Raw genomic sequence first — 16,069 nt, 5'->3', positions numbered from 1 at the left:
CGTCGGAAGATGCGGATGGAGGCGGATGAAGGCGGATCAGAAATCCAGCAGCACCGCGCCCCAGGTGAAACCACCACCCACACCTTCCAGCATGACCGTATCACCGCGCTTGATCTTGCCGGAGCGCACGGCGGCGTCCAGTGCAAGAGGGATGGACGCTGCGGAAGTATTGCCGTGCTCGTCCACCGTGACAATCAGCTTGTCCAGGGACATCTTCAGCTTCTTGGCCGTGCCCTGCATGATGCGGATGTTGGCCTGGTGGGGGATCAGCCAGTCGATGTCTTCATCGGTGCGGCCGGCTTTCTCCAGCACGGCGCGGGCCACCTTGTCCAGCACGCCCACGGCGAGCTTGAACACGGCCTGGCCGTCCATCTTCAGCAGCGGATGGCCCAGCACCTCGCCGCCGTAGACGGCGCCCGGGGTGCAGAGAATGTCCACATGGCGGCCGTCGGCATGAAGCTCGCTGGCCAGGATGCCGGGGGTGTCGCTGGCGCCCAGCACCACGGCGCCGGCACCGTCACCAAACAGCACACAGGTGGTGCGGTCCTTGAAATCCAGAATGCGGGAGAACACTTCCGCACCCACCACCAGCGCCTTGCTGGCGGCGCCGCTCTTGATCATGGCGTCAGCCACCGTCAGTGCATACACGAAGCCGGAGCACACCGCCTGCACGTCAAATGCCGGGCAGCCATGGATGCCGAGCTTCTGCTGCAGCAGACAGGCCGTGGACGGGAACACCATATCCGGCGTGGACGTGGCCACGATGATCAGGTCGATCTCTTCGGCGGCCACACCGGCGGACTCCAGCGCCGCGCGTGCGGCCGGCAGTGCCAGATCGCTGGACGTGGTGTGGGCATCGGCAAAGTGGCGGGCGTGAATGCCGGTGCGTTCAACGATCCACTCATGGGACGTCTCAATGCCATCCTGCGCCAGCCGGTCGGCCAGTGCCTGATTGCTCACCCGCTCGCCGGGGAGGAAGCTCCCCGTACCGAGAATGCGCGAATAACGGGGGGAAGTGGGGGAATTAGGGGCGGAAGCAGTGGTCATGCAGCATTGGCAGCCGTAACTGCCGTGTCTCCAGCATCGCCGCCCTCCTCACTGGCAGACACCGGAAGTGCCTGCATCGTTGCGACGATTCGATCATGAACCCGGTCTAGAAGCCGGTTGCGAGCCGCATCATAAGCCCTGTTCAAAGCCTGCTCGAAAGCAAACGCATCCGCTGAACCATGGCTCTTGAAGACCAGACCCCGTAGTCCCAACAGGGCGGCGCCGTTGAATCGACGATGATCGACGCGGTTCTTGAAGCGTTGCAGGATCGGCATGGCAAGAAGAGCGACGATCTTGGTCCAGCCGGTGCGGGTGAACTCCGCACGGATGAAGCTGGAGATCATGCTCGCCAGGCCTTCGGCGGTCTTGAGCGCCACATTCCCGACAAATCCGTCACACACCACGATGTCGGTGGTGCCCTTGAAGATGTCGTTGCCTTCGACATTGCCGTGAAAACGCAGCGTGTCGTGGGCATGGGCCTCGCGCAGCAGTTCGCCAGCGCGTTTGATGGTCTCGTTGCCCTTGATCATCTCTTCACCGATGTTCAGCAGGCCAACGGTGGGCTCTTGCTTGCCATCCACGGCGGACACCAGCGCACTGCCCATCACCGCGAACTGCAGCAGATGCTCGGGCGCGCAATCCACATTGGCGCCAAGGTCCAGCACGGTGGTGAAGCCGCCCATCTGATTGGGCATCACGGTGGCAATGGCCGGACGGTCAATGCCGTCCATGGTCTTGAGCAGGTATTTCGCCACCGCCATCAGCGCACCGGTATTGCCGGCCGACACGCAGGCCTGCGCCTGCGGGGCCTCCCCCTCACGCCCCGCCTTCAGTTGCTGGAGGGCCACGCGCATGGACGAATCCTTCTTGCGGCGCAAGGCCATCTCGATCGGATCTTCCATGGTGACCACCTCACTGGCAGCCACGATGCGGCAACGCGGCCATTGCGCGGCCTCGGCCAAGGCTTCCGGGCGCCCCACCAGCAGCAGTTCGGCTTGCGGATGGTTGCTCAGGAAGGCCTTGCAGGCCGGCAGAGTGATGGAGGGACCGTGATCGCCACCCATGCAATCCACCGCCAGCCGCAAAGGCGTCAGGGGCAACGTGGGCGACGCTGAGGACAAGGACTGCTGGACGTGGGTGTCAGACATCGAAACCAATGAGGGACAGAAAATGGGACCGCCTGGTGGCGAGCGGCCGATGGGTCACCTTACGCGAGGCCGCTGCGGCGGACAAGGGTAGCGACGCGGTGCGGCAATCCGCCCGCCAGCCACCTGGCCCGATGGAGCCATGCCTCTCCACCATGTTGCCGCACGGTTGCCGCACTATTGCCGCTGAAGACGATCCAGCAAAGCAAAAGCCCGGCAACGCCATGCGCTGAACCGGGCTTTGAAAGCAACACTGTGGAAGCTGAGGGTCTGAAGAGACCAATCATGGCGCCAGGGCACCATGACATCGCTGATGGCGACTGAACGTGACCGACGGCGTCGGGACGATCAGGCAGCGTCAGCCTTGGTCTTCAGAACCTTGCGGCCACGATAGAAGCCGTTGGGGCTGATGTGGTGACGCAGATGCACTTCACCGGTGGTGGGCTCAATCGCGGTGCCCGGGGTGCCCAGGGCGTTGTGCGAGCGGTGCATGCCACGCTTGGAAGGCGACTTCTTGTTTTGCTGAACGGCCATGAAAATTCTCCTAAAGGCTTCGGCGCGGTGATCAAAAAATGATCGAGCTTCGTGAATTCGAGGCCTGCGATGGTTTTGCGCTAGGGGTGGTGGCACTTTACAGATTGACCACAACCGATGCCTCGGCCGGTTCAGCGCATTTCAGCGCACTTCAGGTATCTCAGGCATCTCAGAAGACCTGCAGGGATCAGCCTGCAAGGCATCAAAGCATCAAAGCCTGAAGCAATTGAACCGGGAAAGCCGGCGAGTGTAGCACAGCGCCCTCAGGCTTTACCAGACGTTCCCTTCTTCAGGGCTGCCAGGGCTGCGAACGGATTGGGACGCTTCTCTTCCACCACCTCCTCCAGCTCATCGGGCTCGGCGAGGGGGAGCGGCTCCGGGCAGACGTCGTGGCGTGGCACCAACGGCAGGGCCAGCAACAGCTCATCTTCTGCCAATTCCTGCAGATTCAGGTGGCGAGCCAGGGCCAGGACATCGTCTTCACTGTCCATATCGAGTTGGGCCGCCTGGTCCTCATCCCGCACGAAGCGGAACCAGCGGGACATGGCGATCTCTTCATGCACCGCCTTGAGGCAACGCTGGCAGGTCTGCGCCACATGGGCCTGGGCGTCCAGGCGCATCCAGATCTGGGCTTCACCCCCACGAGGCGTGCGGATTTCGCCCGCCGCAGCCCAGCGCACGGCCGGCCAGTCGGTTGCAGGCGCTTCGGGAGCGGCGGTTTCCGCCAGGCGCGGCAATACGGCCGCCGGCCATTCGCCTTCGAGCGTCCCACCTTCGCGGGCGAAGGCTTCAACATCCAGTTTGAGGGGGTTCAGAGCACGGGACTTCATGGCTGCAAGTGTACGAGCCCCCAGCCCCACCACGTCCAACCGTGGCCTCCGCCGATGGGAGAATCACGGCCATGAGCGCTCCTGCCTCCGCCGCCAATCCGCCCGTTCCGCGCCATCCGGCCCATCCGGCCCATCCACCGTCCGCCGCTTCGAGCACCGGTACCTCCGCCCTTCACTGCTCGCGTCCACTGGTCTTGGGGTCCACCTCGCCCTACCGGCGGGAGCTGTTGGGCCGACTTCAGCACCCCTTCGACGTACTGGCGCCGCAGGTCGACGAGACGCGGTTGGCCGGGGAGACGCCAGAAACACTCGCGGGCCGGCTGGCGCTGGCCAAGGCTCAGGCGGTGGCACGGCTGCGGCCGGAGGCCGTGGTGATCGGGTCCGACCAGGTGGCGGACCTGGACGGCCAAGCGCTGGGCAAACCGGGCAACCATGAACGGGCCGTGGCGCAACTGCGCGCCATGCGAGGCCGCACCGTGATTTTTCAGACGGCGCTGGCGGTGGTCTGCCAGGCCAGTGGATTCGAGGCCACCGACCTGGCCCGGGTGGAAGTGCGCTTCCGTGACCTGTCGGATGCCGAGATCGAGGCCTATCTGCGCGCTGAACAGCCCTACGACTGCGCCGGCAGCGCCAAGGCGGAGGGCCTGGGCATCTCGCTGCTGGAGGCGATCGTGTCCGACGACCCCACCGCGCTGATCGGCCTTCCGCTGATCCGCACCTGCCGCCTGCTGCGTCAGGCAGGCTTGAGCGTGCCGATGACGTCCGCCCTGCCCCATCCCTCCTCTTCCCTTGCTTCCGGAGACCCCTTGTGACCCTGGGCCGCCTTTACCTCGTTCCCAACACCCTGGATTTCGGCATCGACGGCCCCGACGTGGATCTGCGCGAGGTGCTGCCCGAGGCGGTGATGTCGCGCGCGGCCCGCCTGACCCACTGGGCGGCCGAGAATGCCAAGACCACCCGCGCATTTCTCAAGCGGGTGGATGCCTTGCATCCGCTGGCCCTGCCGCTGCAGCAACAGCAGATCGTGGAACTCCCGCGCCCCCCCAAGGGCCGTGCGCCCGCTGCCGCCGACGACGGCGCATGGCACGACCTGCTGGCGCCCGCGCTGGCCGGCATCGACATGGGCCTGATTTCGGAAGCCGGCATGCCCGCCGTGGCCGATCCGGGCGCCCGACTGGTGGCGGCTGCGCATGCGGCCGGGGTGCCGGTAGTGCCGCTGGTGGGGCCCAGTTCACTGCTGCTGGCCGTGGCCGCCAGCGGGCTGAACGGACAAAGCTTTGCCTTTGTCGGGTACCTGCCCACCGACGCCGTCGCACGCCAGGCAAGGCTGAAGGATCTGGAGGCACTGTCGGCCCGCGAGCAGCAAACGCAGTTGATGATCGAAACGCCCTATCGGAACAGCGCCCTGCTCCAGGCGCTGGTGGCGCAGCTCAAGCCAGGCACCGTCCTGTCGGTGAGCTGCGGACTGAGTCTGGCGGACGCCTGGACCTACAGCGCCACGGTGGCGCAATGGCGCAAGGCGCCACGCACGGTACCGGACAAGGTGCCGGCGGTGTTTGCGTTCTTGAGCGGGCGCTGACCAACACCCGTTTTGGCGATCAAGGGAGAGCGCGCGCCGCCGGCCGGCCGCCCGCCCGCTCGCCAAGACGGTCCCATGACCCGAGGACCCAAGAAAAAAGGGCGCGATCCGCAGATCCGCCCTTTTTTACTGGCACTGACGCCCGACCGGGTGCTCAGGACTCGGTCGTGGCCGCAGGCTTCTTGGCTCCGAACAAGGCCGCCACCTTGCGCTTGGGTTTGATGCTGGACAGCGCCGCGCCCCGCACGGCGGCCTGGGCCGCAGCGGCAGAGTTCTCCCAGCTCGGCGGCTCCGCCCGATCCGAGGCCTCATAGGGCTTGTCGAACAAGGGATCGTAAGGCGCACGCGGTTGCAAACGCGGAGCGGAAGCACCCGCATAGGCCTCGTCACGACGGTCTTCCCGCTCGCGCCGGGGGCGCTCTTCATGGCGCGAATCGGAGCGAAAATCCGAGCGCGACTCGGACCGGTCCTCACGCTCACGCCGCTCAGGGCGGCGCGGACGATCGTCCTCGAGTTGCAACGGTTCCAGTTCCAGCTTGCGCTTGATGAGCTTTTCAATCTCGCCCACCAGACGGGCGTCCGAGCGGGCGACCAAGGTGAACGCCAGACCGGAAGCGCCGGCGCGACCGGTACGGCCAATACGATGGACGTAGTCCTCGGCGTTGAACGGCACGTCGAAGTTGAAAACCGCGGGCAGGTCCGCGATGTCCAGACCGCGCGCCGCCACGTCGGTGGCCACCAGCAGCTCCACTTCCCCCCGCTTGAAGGCTTCCAGCGACTTCAGGCGCTCGTCCTGCGACTTGTCGCCATGCAGCGCCGCCGTCTTCAGGCCATCCCGCTCGAAGGAACGCGCCAGTCGGGCCGCGCCCAGCTTGGAGTTCACAAACACGATGGATTGCGTGATCTGCCGCTGGCGCAGCAGATGCAGGATGGCGGCGCGCTTGTCGTCGTCTTCCACGCTGAAGAAGCGTTGCTCCACCGTGGAGGCGGTGGCGTTGGGACGCGCCACTTCCACCAGGTCGGGCTCCTGCAGGTAACTCTGGGCCAGGCGCTTGATTTCCGGCGAGAAGGTCGCCGAGAACAGCAGGGTCTGGCGGGTCTTGGGCAGGAAGCTGAGGATGCGCTGCAGGTCCGGCAGGAAGCCGATGTCCAGCATGCGGTCGGCCTCGTCCAGCACCACATACTCGACCTGATTGAGCACGCAGTTCTTGGCTTCGATGTGATCCAGCAGACGGCCCGGCGTTGCGATCAGCACTTCCACGCCGCCCTTGAGCTGGAGCGTCTGGGGTTTCATGTCCACCCCGCCGAAGACACAGGCCACCCGCAGCTGGGTGTGCTTGGCGTAGGCCTTGACGTTGTTGGCCACCTGGTCAGCCAGTTCCCGCGTGGGCGCCAGCACCAGGGCCCGCACCGGATGGCGGGCGGGCGATGCGCTGGCGTTTTCATGCTTGAGCATGCGCTGCAGCAGCGGGATGGAGAAGGCGGCGGTCTTGCCGGTGCCGGTCTGGGCGGCGCCCATCACATCACGGCCGGAAAGCACCACGGGGATGGCTTTGGCCTGGATGGGCGTCATCGTCGCGTAGCCCTGGTCGGCGACGGCGCGCAGCAGCTTCGGGTCCAGCGGCAGCGTGTCAAATCGCGGGCTTGGCGTCGGGGTTGTGTCTGTCATGGGGGAGGATTATCCCTTATGGGCCGCATTCGCCCCAAATCCGGCCCAAAACCATGAAACACCGGGTGTCGCTCAGCGGGGTTCGTTGCCTGGCACCTTGCGCGGATCTCCCCGGAACACCATCCACTTGGGGGTCCTGAAACGGACGATGCGCCAGTACAGGGCCACGTAGGTGATGCCGAACAGCACCATACAGGCCAGGATCATCGGGGTGGAGTCCCAGAACAGCAGCGCTGGCGCCAGTGAGGAGATGCACAGCGTCCAAAGATAGGGGGCGGTCATCGAATTGCGGCGGGTCATGACGCGCGCATCGCGGGCGCCAATCGCCCAGCGCATCAGGCGTCGGTAAATCAGTGAATGCAGATGGATGCCATCCGGCGCACCCGGCGAAACATCCCGCAGCACGCGGCGGCGGTAGATGGAGAAGACCGTCTCGAACACCGGGTAGATGCAGACCATCAGCGCGAACAGGGGCGACACCTCGCTGTGGCGCGAGATCAGCAGGATGCCCATTTCCGCGAGATAAAAGCCCATGAAATAGGCCCCCCCATCCCCCAGGAAGATCATGCCTGCGGGATAGTTCCAGACGAAAAAGCCGAGGATGGCGCCCACGCCGGCCAAGGCCCAGAGGGCCAGCTCGGTGTCACCGACCTGGTAAGCCACATAGGCCAGCGCCAGCAACATCAGACTGACACACATCGACGACAGACCGTTGAAGCCGTCGATGATGTTGACCGAATTGGCCACCCCCGCCACGGTGAAGACGGTGGCGATGAAGGCGCCAGCGGTGGTGCCGACGATCAGATCCAGGCCAGGGATGTCGGTACGGGTGATGGCGGCACCCAGGACAAACACGCCCAGGGCGGCAGACACGGCCGTGGCCAGCAGCCGCTTGGCGGGGGACACCCGCTTGGTGAAATCTTCGATCAGGCCGGCGCCGAAGGCTGGCAGGCCGCAGAGCAGGAGGAGCGCGCCGAGTTGGGCATTGGCACTCTTTTGGAGGTAGCACACGGCCACCATGCCAGCCAGGCCAACAAAGATCCCCACCCCACCGATGCGAGGAACCGGACGCGCATGGAACTTCTGGGGCCCGGACAGATCGTGGTCCGCCGAGAGGTGGCCGTGCCGGGTGGACGAGTGCACCACGTACAGGGTGACCACCGCCGCCAGGGCGAAGGGAATCAGCAGAAACAGCATGCGCGGCAGTGTAGCGAGGGTGTTCGCTGCACATAGCGGTTTTGACACCACAACGTGCTCTTAGAATGCGGCGGCTTGCTGCGAGGGCGCTTGGCCCTGGCAGGTCCAGTCCAGACTTTATGAGACTTCGCATGGATATCAGCGCCCACCGCGCCTCTGTATCGGCCATCACTGGTCTGACCCAACTGGCTCGCCATGCAGGGACCGCCCTGTTGGCCTGTGCGCTGGGTGTCGGCACGCTGGCGGCGCACGCGGCCGATAACGACAATCTTGGCAGCAGTGCCTCGTCGAGTTCATCGTCCGGCGACGGCATGTCAGGGCCGGTCCGGCTGAATTCGTCTCGCAGCACGTCGGACAGCTCGAATGCCCAGAACAGCACATCGACCACGTCCGGTGAGGCTCGCCGCGCCCGCTATGTGCCGAACGAGTTCGAGATCTATGTGAACAAGCTGCTGGGCATTGATCTTCAGCAGTTGGAAGAGCAACAGAAGCTGGAACGTCAGGCCGAGCGCGCTGGCACCCTGGCATCTAGCAGCAGCAATAGTGGCAGCGCCGCCATCACGAAGCGGATCAACCCGGACGAAGTGGTGCGCCGCCTCGGCGCCAGCTTGATGCTGGACGAGCCCTTGTCGGGCGGCAATGTCGGAGACGGGCCGCGTGAAGCGCCGACCGACTACCTGATCGGTATCGGCGATGAAGTTCAGGTCACGCTGTGGGGCTCGGTGGATGCCGACCTGCGCCTCACCGTGGATCGCAGCGGCCGGATCACCATTCCCCGCGTCGGCCCGATCATGGTCGCTGGCGTGCGTTATGGCGATCTGAATGACGTGGTACGCGGCCGCGTCGCCCAGGTCTTCAAGAACTTCCAGGTGAGCGCCACCCTGGGCCGCCTGCGTTCCATCCGCATTTATGTCACCGGCTTTACCTCCAAGCCGGGCGCGTACACGGTAAGCAGCCTGGCCACCGTGGTGTCCGGCCTGATCCGCGCTGGCGGCCCCTCGGGCGCGGGAAGCTTCCGCAATATCGAACTGCGCCGCAACGGCCAATTGGTGGCCCAGTTTGATGCCTACGACTTTCTGCTGAAGGGTGACAAGTCCTCGGACCGGCCACTGCAGGCGGAAGACGTCATCCATGTCGGCCCGATCGGCCCGCAGGTGGCCATTCTGGGCAGCGTGAACAAAGCCACCATCGGTGAACTGAAGCCGGGCGAGACGGTGGAAGACGTGCTGGCCATGGCCGGCGGCTTCAGTGCTGTCGCCGACCGGACCCGTGTATCGGTGGAACGCCTCAGTGACCGTATCGACCGGCGCGTGGTGGAACTGGCCTTGCCGCAGCAGTTGAAAGCCAATGTCGGCAACGGCGACGTGCTGCGAGTGTTCAGCAGCGTGAATTCCGAACTGCCGCTGTACAAGCAGTACAAGCGGGTGCAGGTGGAAGGCGAAGTGGCGCGCCCTGGGGAATATGTGCTGGCCCCCAACGCGACATTGGTGGATGCCATTCAGGCGGCCGGTGGTTTGACGCCGCAGGCCTATATCTTTGGCACAGATTTCTCGCGAGAAAGCGTTCGTCGCTCGCAGCAGGAAAACTACGACCGTGCGCTGCGGGATCTGGAAACGGAGTTCACCCGCAACACGTCCACACAGCGGACCTCAACGGCCGATGAAGCGCAAGCTCAAGTGGCGCGGGCCAACAATACCTCCAGGCTCATTGAACGCTTACGTGCCGTCCGCCCGACGGGTCGGATCGTGCTGCAACTGGAACCGACCGCCTCTTCACTCCCTCCGCTGACGGTCGAAAGTGGCGACCGGTTGTTGATTCCCGCTCGTCCCAACACGGTGGGAGTATTTGGCAGCGTCTTCAATGCGGGGAGTTATCTGCTGACCGACAACTCTTCAGTCGACGATGTACTCAAACTCGCCGGCGGTCCGACGCGAGGCGCAGACCCGAGCAGCATGTTCGTGCTTCGTGCGAACGGCAGTGTGATCAGCGCTCGCCAGTCCAGTAGCGGCTGGTTGGGCTTCGGCTCGAACATGACCAGCATGCAGGCCTTGCCCGGTGACACGGTGTTCGTTCCCGAAGAGCTGAACAAGACCACCTTCATCCAGGAGGCGAAGGACTGGACGCAAATCCTGTATCAGTTCGGCCTGGGCGTTGCGGCGCTGCAAACCCTCAAGAACAACTAATGACTGGATCCTCCGAGCACCTCAATGACGAGGGCCGTTCGCCTGCCCCCGTCCATGGACCTTCATCAATGTCCGCATCTTCGCCTTATCGGCCGTCCGCTGAACACAGCGCCGACCAGCCGCCATCAATCCATGTGTCAGCGACCCTGCTGCCCCGCTGGCGCCTGCTCGTTGCAGGGCCCATCGCTGCTGGGGCCATCGCGCTGGGTGTAACCTACCTGATGGACCCCATTTACACCGCCAAAACCACTTTTCTGCCGCCGCAGCAGCAACAGGGGTCTGCGGCGGCGGCGCTGCAGTCGCTCGGTGCACTAGCGAGCCTCGCCGGCGGATCCGGTGCCATCAAGACGCCAGGCGACCAATATGTGGCGTTCATGCAGAGCGTGACGGTGGAGGATCGAATCGTCGAGAAGTTCAAATTGATGGAGGCATCCAAGGCCAAATATCGATTTGAGGCTCGGGCATTCCTGAAAAGGTCAGCACGAATCGAACTGGGCAAGAAGGACGGCCTCATCAGTGTGGAGGTCGACTCCAAAGATCCGCAGATGGCAGCTGACATCGCGAATCAGTATGTCGAAGAATTGAGGCACATGACGTCGGGACTGTTCTTGACCGAAGCACAGCAGCGCCGCGCCTTCTTTGAGGAACAACTCAAGCAGTCAAAGGATCAACTGACTCGCGCGCAGCAGGAACTCCAAACCGTTGGTTTCAACCCGGGCGCGCTCAAGACCGAACCAAGGACCGCAGCTGAAAACTATGCCCGTGTCAAAGCCGAACTGACCGCCGCCGAAGTTCGGCTGCAAACCGTGCGACGGTCTCTGACCGATTCAGCCCCTGAAGTCCAGCAGCAGTCCGCCACGATAGGTGCGCTGCGCAGCGAGCTTGCACGCATGGAGGGCAGCAGCAACAGCGTCGGCACTGACTACATTGGCAAATACCGCGAATTTAAGTACCAAGAGACGCTGTTTGAGTTGTTCTCAAAGCAATACGAACTCGCTCGATTGGACGAGAGCCGGGAGGGCTTCCTGATCCAGGTGATCGATCCTGCGACCAAGCCGGAATACAAGAGCAAACCTAAGCGTGCGCAAATTGCCCTGGTCACGGCCTTCGCGACGGGATTGGCGCTCTGTGCCTTTCTTCTGTGGCGTCAGTCGCGACGCCAGAAATCGGCCCCAGCAGACGCAGGCTGACGGCAGGAGACACATGGTAAAGTGGGTGCGCTCAAACGTTGAACACACCCACTGTGCCCTCTTCTGTCACCAACGAACTCGATTACGCCCTGCTCCAGCAGATTGAGGGTCACACCGAGATCAGCCAGCGTGCATTAGCCCGCGGGCTCGGCGTCAGCGTAGGGAAGATCAACTACTGCCTGCGTGCAGTCGTGGATCGCGGCTGGGTAAAAGTGAACAACTTCAGGCGCGCCGACAACAAGATCGCCTACATGTATTTGCTGACGCCCAGTGGCGCTAAAGCCAAGTTGAGGCTGGCGCGCGACTTTTTGGCCCAGAAGGAAGCGCAGTTCGAACAGTTGCAGCGGGAAATTGACGCCCTGCGCTCCGAGTTGTCGCAGAGTGGCAATGCGCAGCCTGATGCGTCCTCTGAAGATTGCTCTGAGACCCTTTGATGTACACCGTCACCATTGCCAATGGCAAGACCTTCAAGGCGGCCGAAGGAGAGTCGCTGCTGGACGCGGCCCTGCGCCAGCATCTGACGCTGGACTACAGTTGCCGCACCGGTCGCTGCAGCACCTGCCGAAGCCGTGTCACTGCCGGTTTAACCGCTGCGCTGCAAGACGAAACCGGCCTGAGCACCGCGGAGCAGGCAGATGGGTTTGTACTGACTTGCGTGCGGGGTGCCTGTTCAGACGTATCTCTGGACATCGAGGATCTGGGCGACATATCGCTGCCGGATCCGAAGACCGTCCCGTGCCGCATCCAGTCGCTGGACAAGCTCTCGCACGATGTGATGCGGGTGGTTCTGCGCACGCCGCCGTCCTCACCGTTGGCATTCCTGCCGGGGCAATACATTGATGTCATCGGTGCGGAGGGGCTGCGTCGAAGCTATTCCATCGCCAATGCACCGCGGAATGATCAGCTCATCGAATTGCACATTCGGGAGGTCCCCGAGGGCCAGATGAGCCAGTACTGGTTCCGCGACGCCAAAGCCAATGACCTCCTGCGTCTTCGGGGTCCGCTGGGTACTTTCTTCCTGCGCGGCCATGCCGGTCGAGACCTGGTCTTCCTCGCCACCGGCACCGGCATCGCGCCGGTGAAGGCCATGCTGGAGGGCCTGGCCCTCAACGAGGCAAGCACACAGCCTCGATCCATCAGTGTCTACTGGGGAGGGCGTCAGCCTGCCGACCTATACTGGCGCCCGGAAGAAGACACGCGGCTGGAGGCCTTACGACCCCGCTTGCGGTTCATTCCTGTCCTGTCGCGTGCCGATGCAGACTGGACAGGAAACTGCGGCCATGTTCAGGCCGCTTTGCTGGCAGATGGCTTGGACCTCCAAGAGGCCAGGGTCTATGCCTGCGGATCGGATGCAATGATCCGCGACGCCCAGAATCAGTTGTGCAGCCTGGGCCTCGCGCCCCGCAGCTTCCACTCCGATGCCTTTGTGAGCTCGGGTGAAGCCTGAGCCCCTTTCGACGATCTCCGATTCATAGGACCCCCATGAAAGCAGTCATCCTGGCCGGCGGCCTGGGCACTCGCCTCAGTGAAGAGACAGCCCTTCGTCCCAAACCGATGGTGGAGATCGGTGGCAAGCCGATCCTTTGGCACATCCTCAAGATGTACTCGCACCATGGGGTGAATGACTTCGTCATCTGCTGTGGCTACAAGGGCTATGTGATCAAGGAGTACTTTGCGAATTACTTCCTGCACATGTCCGACGTCACCTTCGACATGCGCAGCAATCGCATGGAAGTGCATCACAAGCGGGCTGAGCCCTGGAACGTCACGCTGGTAGATACCGGGGATGATTCCATGACCGGCGGTCGACTCAAGCGTGTGGCCGATTACGTGCGCAATGACGAGGCCTTCTGCTTCACCTACGGCGACGGCGTGAGCGATGTGAATATCAGCGCCGCCATCGACTTCCATCGCCAGCACGGCAAGGCGGCCACCCTGACCGCAACGTATCCGCCGGGCCGTTTCGGTGCCCTGCACATCGAAGGTCACCAGATTCGCAGCTTCATGGAGAAGCCCAAGGGCGATGGCGCCATGATCAACGGCGGCTTCTTTGTCCTGTCTCCGCGTGTGCTGGACTATCTCGAAGACGACAGCACGGTCTGGGAGCAAGCTCCGCTCCAGCGCCTGGCCAGCGATGGCGAATTGATGGCCTTCGAGCACACTGGCTTCTGGCAACCGATGGACACGCTGCGGGATAAGACCTATCTGGAAGAACTGTGGGCCTCCGGCAAGGCACCGTGGAAGACCTGGAAATGAGTGTGGCGCATACGGATCCAGCGTTCTGGCAGGGCAAACGCGTTCTGCTGACCGGGCACACCGGCTTCAAAGGAAGCTGGATGAGTTTGTGGCTCCAGTCGATGGGCGCTCAGTTGCGCGGCATCGCGCTTGATCCCCCGACAGAACCGGCGCTGTTTCATGTGGCCCGCGTGGCTACGGGCATGGAACATCGCATCGTGGACATCCGCGACCTCGCAGCGGTGCAGGCCCAGATGGACGAGTTCCGTCCGGAAATCGTCATCCACATGGCGGCCCAGCCGCTCGTCCGGTTGTCCTACCAGCAACCGGTGGAGACTTATGCCACCAACGTGATGGGCACGGTGCATGTACTGGAAGCCGCCCGTCAGGTTGGCTCGGTCAAGGCCATCGTGAACATCACGACGGACAAGTGCTACGAGAACCGGGAATGGGTCTGGGGCTACCGTGAAGACGAGCCGATGGGCGGCCACGACCCCTACTCCAACAGCAAAGGCTGCGTTGAGCTGGTGAGCAGTGCCTATCGCCGGTCCTTCCTGAAAGACGCCGGCATCGCCATGGCCACGGTACGCGCCGGCAATGTTATCGGCGGCGGAGACTGGGCAGCGGATCGGTTGCTTCCAGATATCCTCCGGGCACTGCAGTCCGATGAGCCGGTGCTCATCCGCAATCCTCACGCCATCCGGCCCTGGCAACATGTGCTGGAGCCCCTGTCCGGTTACCTCCTGCTGGCCGAGCGGCTGTACCTGCACGGCCAGACTGATGCCGAAGGGTGGAATTTCGGGCCCCGTGACGAGGATGCCCGTCCGGTCCAATGGATCGTCGAGCATTTGTGCGAGCACTGGGGCCACGGCGCCCGCTGGACGCTTCAGCCCGGCGACCACCCCCATGAAGCGCACTTCCTCAAGCTGGATATTTCCAAGGCGCGTCAGCGCTTGCAATGGGCGCCGCGGTGGTCCCTGGAGACTGCCCTGACCCGCATCACTGAATGGCATCAGGCCTGGCTGAAGGGCCAGGACATGCATGCCATCTGCCTTGAGCAGATTTCTTCTTACAACGCCTCGCACCACGATCACCGAGCCCACGCATGAGCACTTCCCCCGTCAATTTCCAACCGCAGCTGGACAAGCTGCGCAGCCAGATCAGCGACCTGGTCCAGCAATATGCGGACATTGCCTATGCACCCAAGCCCTTCGTTCCGGGCCAGAGCGCTGTGCCGGTCTCCGGCAAGGTGATCGGCGCCAAAGAACTCCAGTTGATGGTCGAGGCCTCGCTGGACGGCTGGCTGACCACCGGCCGCTTCAACGCCCAGTTTGAACAACGCCTCGCGCAGTTCCTGGGCGTCAAGTACCTGATCACTGTCAACTCGGGGTCGTCCGCCAACCTGGTGGCGTTCTCCGCGCTGACGAGCCCCAAGCTGGGCGACCGCGCCATCAAGCAGGGCGATGAGGTCATCGGAGTGGCGGCGGGCTTCCCGACCACCGTGAATCCGATTCTCCAGTTCGGCGCCGTGCCGGTGTTCGTGGACGTGGATCTGGCCACGCACAACATCGACGCCAGCAAGATTGAAGCGGCCATCACACCCAAGACCAAGGCCATCATGTTGGCCCACAGCCTGGGCAATCCGTTCAACCTGGACGTCGTCACGGCGCTGTGCAAGAAGCACAAGCTGTGGCTGGTGGAAGACTGCTGTGACGCGCTCGGCGCCACCTACGACGGCAAGCTGGTCGGCACCTTCGGTGACATCGGTACGCTGAGCTTCTACCCGGCGCACCACATCACGATGGGTGAAGGCGGCGCGGTGTTCACCAACAACCCCGAACTCAAGCTGATCGCCGAATCGTTCCGCGACTGGGGCCGCGACTGCTACTGCCCGCCCGGCAAGGACAACACCTGCGACAAGCGCTTCTGCTGGACCAAGGAGCAGTTGGGCGGCGACCTGCCCGATGGCTACGACCACAAGTACACCTACAGCCACCTGGGCTACAACCTGAAGATCTCAGACATGCAGGCCGCCTGTGCCCTCGCACAGATGGACCGTGTGGACGAGTTCATCGCCAAGCGCCGCGCCAACTTCACCTACCTCAAGAACCGCCTGCAGAGCTGCGCCGAGTTCCTGCATCTGCCGGAAGCGACGCCGAAGTCCGAACCGTCCTGGTTCGGCTTCCCGCTGGTGCTGAAGGAGACGGCCGGTGTGAAGCGCGCCGATCTGATCAACTTCCTGGAAGAGAACAAGATCGGCACGCGCCTGCTGTTCGCCGGCAACCTGACCAAGCAGCCCTACATGGCCGGCCGCAACTATCGAGTGAGCGGCGAGCTGACCAACACCGACGTTGTGATGAACCAGACCTTCTGGCTCGGCACGTTCCCGGCGCTGGGTGAACCGCAGCTGGACTACATCGCGGACAAGCTGGAAGAGTTCTTCGGGCTTAATTTCTGAAC

At 63.5% G+C, this 16,069-nt stretch carries 15 protein-coding genes; 9 read left to right on the top strand and 6 right to left on the bottom strand.

The genetic code is table 11. From position 1 onward, the window contains the following. Positions 1 to 36 precede the first annotated feature (36 nt). The 4 genes from OU995_RS09990 to OU995_RS09975 all read right to left on the bottom strand — a co-directional run bounded on the left by OU995_RS09990 (position 37) and on the right by OU995_RS09975 (position 3,556). Positions 37 to 1,047 (bottom strand): beta-ketoacyl-ACP synthase III, encoded by a 1,011-nt coding sequence (locus OU995_RS09990; RefSeq protein ID WP_267835366.1) that lies wholly within the window; start codon positions 1,045 to 1,047, stop codon positions 37 to 39. Further along, positions 1,044 to 2,195, bottom strand: coding sequence for a phosphate acyltransferase PlsX (plsX, locus tag OU995_RS09985; RefSeq protein WP_267835365.1), 1,152 nt, complete (start codon positions 2,193 to 2,195; stop codon positions 1,044 to 1,046). Before plsX ends, OU995_RS09990 begins: the two co-directional genes overlap by 4 nt. A 345-nt stretch (positions 2,196 to 2,540) precedes the next feature. Beyond that, complete coding sequence (rpmF, locus tag OU995_RS09980) at positions 2,541 to 2,726, bottom strand: 50S ribosomal protein L32 (protein ID WP_091726670.1); 186 nt, start codon at positions 2,724 to 2,726, stop codon at positions 2,541 to 2,543. Positions 2,727 to 2,989: 263 nt separating this feature from the next. After that, positions 2,990 to 3,556: a YceD family protein gene (locus tag OU995_RS09975; protein ID WP_267835364.1), complete on the bottom strand. Its 567-nt coding sequence runs from the start codon at positions 3,554 to 3,556 to the stop codon at positions 2,990 to 2,992. A 71-nt stretch (positions 3,557 to 3,627) separates the two neighbouring features. Here OU995_RS09975 and OU995_RS09970 point away from each other — a divergent pair, with 71 nt between their 5' ends. Together OU995_RS09970 and OU995_RS09965 are read left to right on the top strand one after the other, a co-directional pair. Next, positions 3,628 to 4,368: a Maf family protein gene (locus OU995_RS09970; protein ID WP_267835363.1), complete on the top strand. Its 741-nt coding sequence runs from the start codon at positions 3,628 to 3,630 to the stop codon at positions 4,366 to 4,368. Continuing rightward, entirely contained in the window at positions 4,365 to 5,135 is a 771-nt protein-coding gene (locus OU995_RS09965) for an SAM-dependent methyltransferase (RefSeq protein ID WP_267835362.1), read from the top strand. The genes OU995_RS09970 and OU995_RS09965 overlap by 4 nt, the downstream gene beginning before the upstream one ends. 154 nt (positions 5,136 to 5,289) lie before the next feature. Here the strand turns inward: OU995_RS09965 and OU995_RS09960 are convergent, their stop codons facing one another. Beyond that, on the bottom strand, positions 5,290 to 6,804 hold the full coding sequence (locus OU995_RS09960; RefSeq protein WP_267835361.1) for a DEAD/DEAH box helicase: 1,515 nt from the start codon (positions 6,802 to 6,804) through the stop codon (positions 5,290 to 5,292). A 72-nt stretch (positions 6,805 to 6,876) separates the two neighbouring features. Then, complete coding sequence (locus OU995_RS09955; RefSeq protein WP_267835360.1) at positions 6,877 to 8,001, bottom strand: MraY family glycosyltransferase; 1,125 nt, start codon at positions 7,999 to 8,001, stop codon at positions 6,877 to 6,879. A 131-nt stretch (positions 8,002 to 8,132) separates the two neighbouring features. Between OU995_RS09955 and OU995_RS09950 the strand changes: the two genes are divergently transcribed. From OU995_RS09950 to rfbH, 7 genes are all read left to right on the top strand, one after another. Further along, complete coding sequence (locus OU995_RS09950) at positions 8,133 to 10,184, top strand: SLBB domain-containing protein (protein WP_267835359.1); 2,052 nt, start codon at positions 8,133 to 8,135, stop codon at positions 10,182 to 10,184. 68 nt (positions 10,185 to 10,252) lie between these two features. Then, positions 10,253 to 11,374 carry a Wzz/FepE/Etk N-terminal domain-containing protein gene (locus OU995_RS09945; protein ID WP_267835358.1) on the top strand — a complete coding sequence of 374 codons (1,122 nt, stop codon included), beginning with the start codon at positions 10,253 to 10,255 and terminating at the stop codon, positions 11,372 to 11,374. A gap of 53 nt (positions 11,375 to 11,427) precedes the next feature. Then, the gene (locus OU995_RS09940) at positions 11,428 to 11,808 is read left to right on the top strand and encodes a MarR family EPS-associated transcriptional regulator (protein WP_267835357.1); all 381 of its coding nucleotides are present in this window, start codon (positions 11,428 to 11,430) and stop codon (positions 11,806 to 11,808) included. After that, on the top strand, positions 11,808 to 12,821 hold the full coding sequence (locus OU995_RS09935; RefSeq protein WP_267835356.1) for an FAD-binding oxidoreductase: 1,014 nt from the start codon (positions 11,808 to 11,810) through the stop codon (positions 12,819 to 12,821). The genes OU995_RS09940 and OU995_RS09935 overlap by 1 nt, the downstream gene beginning before the upstream one ends. 35 nt (positions 12,822 to 12,856) lie before the next feature. Beyond that, the gene (gene rfbF, locus OU995_RS09930; protein WP_267835355.1) at positions 12,857 to 13,630 is read left to right on the top strand and encodes a glucose-1-phosphate cytidylyltransferase; all 774 of its coding nucleotides are present in this window, start codon (positions 12,857 to 12,859) and stop codon (positions 13,628 to 13,630) included. Then, positions 13,621 to 14,718, top strand: a complete 1,098-nt coding sequence (gene rfbG / locus OU995_RS09925) for a CDP-glucose 4,6-dehydratase (protein ID WP_420714881.1) — start codon at positions 13,621 to 13,623, stop codon at positions 14,716 to 14,718. Before rfbF ends, rfbG begins: the two co-directional genes overlap by 10 nt. Next, on the top strand, positions 14,715 to 16,067 hold the full coding sequence (gene rfbH / locus OU995_RS09920; RefSeq protein ID WP_267835353.1) for a lipopolysaccharide biosynthesis protein RfbH: 1,353 nt from the start codon (positions 14,715 to 14,717) through the stop codon (positions 16,065 to 16,067). The genes rfbG and rfbH overlap by 4 nt, the downstream gene beginning before the upstream one ends. Positions 16,068 to 16,069 lie beyond the last annotated feature (2 nt).

Source organism: Roseateles sp. SL47 (assembly GCF_026625885.1).
Classification (GTDB): domain Bacteria; phylum Pseudomonadota; class Gammaproteobacteria; order Burkholderiales; family Burkholderiaceae_C; genus Roseateles.
The sequence above is the reverse complement of the archived record's forward strand: the minus strand, read 5'-3'. Positions and strand labels throughout refer to the sequence as shown.